At 64.0% G+C, this 2,482-nt stretch carries 2 protein-coding genes; both read right to left on the bottom strand.

Going from position 1 to position 2,482, the window contains the following annotated elements; all coding sequences use genetic code 11:
* Positions 1-87 precede the first annotated feature (87 nt).
* Entirely contained in the window at positions 88-1,335 is a 1,248-nt protein-coding gene (ltrA, locus tag AC5P09_RS51590; protein WP_493880575.1) for a group II intron reverse transcriptase/maturase, read from the bottom strand.
* Positions 1,336-1,968: 633 nt separating this feature from the next.
* Positions 1,969-2,482 (bottom strand): RNA-guided endonuclease InsQ/TnpB family protein (locus tag AC5P09_RS51585; RefSeq protein ID WP_493880574.1); only part of this gene is annotated, 514 nt, incomplete at its 5' end.

Raw genomic sequence — 2,482 nt, 5'->3', positions numbered from 1 at the left:
GATCGGGTAGGAGGGCCGGTTTGCCCGACCCTCCCCCCACACCACCGGACATGCGGGCCTCGCATCCGGCGGTTCGTCTAGCTGATCTCAGGCGGGTCTCTGACGGGACCAAGAGCCCTTGAAGGGCTTGTATCCCCGGGCCTCCCAGTAGGCCCTGTTCAGTCCCAGCTCCAGTGGGGCGATCTTGGATGTTCTCCAGTGTCGCGTTCCCCCGAGTCCCTGGCTCCCGAGCATCTTCTCCTCGATACCGAGGTTTCGGAGGTTCGTCGCCCGATTTCGGGCTGTCTTCCACTGTCGCCATTGGGCCTGACGTAGCCTGCGACGGGTCCACATGTCGATCTCGTCGAACACCTTCGGGGAGTCCGCGAGGCCGAAGTAGGCGACCCATCCGACCGAGAAGCGGTTGAGCTTGTCCAGTCGGTGGGCCATCGACACACCCCATGTCCGGGAGGTGATGCGCCGGACCGTGACCTTCAGCCGCTTAACGGCCTTACGGTCCACCCGGATCTTCACCTGCCCCTTGGTGAGGTAGTAGCTGAACCCCAGGAGAGACGTCCACCAGATGGGGCACGCCTTGGACTTCTCCTTGTTCACCTTCAGCTTGAGGGTCTTCTCGATGAAACCCGTGACCGAGGCGAGGGTCCGTTCCGCCGCTCGCTTGGACCGGACGAAGATCATCACATCGTCCGCGTACCGCACGAACCGGTGTCCACGCTCGAAGAGTTCGCGGTCCAGGTCGTCCAACATGATGTTGGATAGCAGCGGAGAGAGCGGGGAGCCCTGTGGCGTCCCTTCCTCCGAGGCCACGACCACCCCATCGGCCATGATTCCGGCCTCCAGGTATCGGCGAATCAACTTCAGGACCTTCTTGTCCCCCACCCGGCGAGCCACACGCGCCATCAGCGCATCGTGATTCACACGGTCGAAGAACTTATCCAGATCCAGGTCCACGGCCCAGCGGTTCCCATCTTGGACAGCGCGGCGACCAACCCTTACGGCTTGGTGTGCCGAGCGCCCCGGCCGGAACCCAAACGACGCCCCCGAGAAATGAGGGTCGAATACGGGCACGAGGACCTGCGAAATAGCCTGCTGGATCAGGCGATCCAGCACCCGCGGGACACCTAGCATCCGCTCCCCGCCGTTCGGCTTGGGGATGGTCACCCGACGAACGGGAGCAGGTCTATATGTCCCCGCGTCAAGCTCAGCCCATACTTTGGGCCAATTCTGGGCGATCCACGGCCGCAATTCCTCCGTGGTCATCCCGTCAATACCGGGGGCACCCCGGTTCGCTTCGACGCGCCTAAGCGCCGCGAGCAGGTTCTCTTTCGAGAACACCGTCTCCCAAAGGGACGGTTCGCGGTGATCGTCGGTCCGGTGGTGCGCCGTCTGGTCACTGCGCTCCTCAGGCAGAGCAGCCGTATGCACCGGAGCCTCTGCCTGGGGATCTGCCGAAGCAGGCTTACAGCGGTCATCGTGACCTGAGCGAGCAGACACCCTTCCTCCAACCCACTAAACGTTCGGTCCTTCCCGAGTCCTTGTCGGCCTACTGCCTACCCACCTCGGTACTATGACCTCTGCTGACTTCTGCCCAGTAAGTCCAGTCCCTTTCGAGACTGGGCCGTCACGATCGGGGCCGTCGCACCCTTACAAGTGACACCCGGACAGACCTCCCCAGATAAGAACGACAACTTTCCCCGGACGCCTGCCGTATCTACGTTGCGGCCTTCTTGGTGAGAGCGGGATTCGTCGTAGTCAGCCGACTTACCCAGTCCGCCCCGCCTAAATACGGTTCGTGTACCTCAGTGCCCGGTTTTGCCTCCGGCTTCCTCCGGACCCCGCCTCGCGGCGACGCCCTTGCCCTTGGCTATCGAGTTAGTCTAACCTCTCCTCTTCGGGACTTTCACCCTTAAGCTGTCGCCCATGCTGGGCGTACTGACTCCTCCCCCGGCTGAAGCCGGGGGCTTCTCGTTACGCTGGGTTGGCGTCGCGACGGACCAGCCCGGCCCGTAGAACGTTGGTGGCTGCCACTGTGTCGGCGTGGGCGGTGTGGCCGCATGCGACGCAGTGGAACTTTTCCTGTGTGGGCCGGTTCTCCTTGGCGGTGTGCCCGCATTCGGGGCAGGTGCGGGAGGTGTTGCGGGGGTCCACGGCGATCACTTCCCGTCCGGCGCTTTCAGCCTTGGCGTGCAGGATCGTCAGGAACACCCCCCAACCGGCATCGTTGATCGACTTGTTGAGCCCGGCTTTGGCGGCGGCCCCGTTGGGCAGGAAGGCGCCCGGCTGGTCCGGGTCGGGTTTCGGCGTGGGGGCCTTGCTCATGTTGCGGATCTTGAGGTCTTCGTGCGCGATGAAATCGTGCGCGCGGACCAGGCCGAGGGCGGTCTTGTGGGCGTGGTCGAGCCGCTGACGCCGTACCTTGCCGTGCAGCTGGGCGACCTTGTCCACGGCCCGCTGGTGGTTGGCGGTGCGGTCCTTGGCCTTG

The sequence above is a fragment of the Streptomyces sp. a15 genome, from assembly GCF_059026085.1.
Note: the sequence above shows the minus strand (reverse complement) of the source record. Positions and strands in the feature narration are given on the sequence as shown.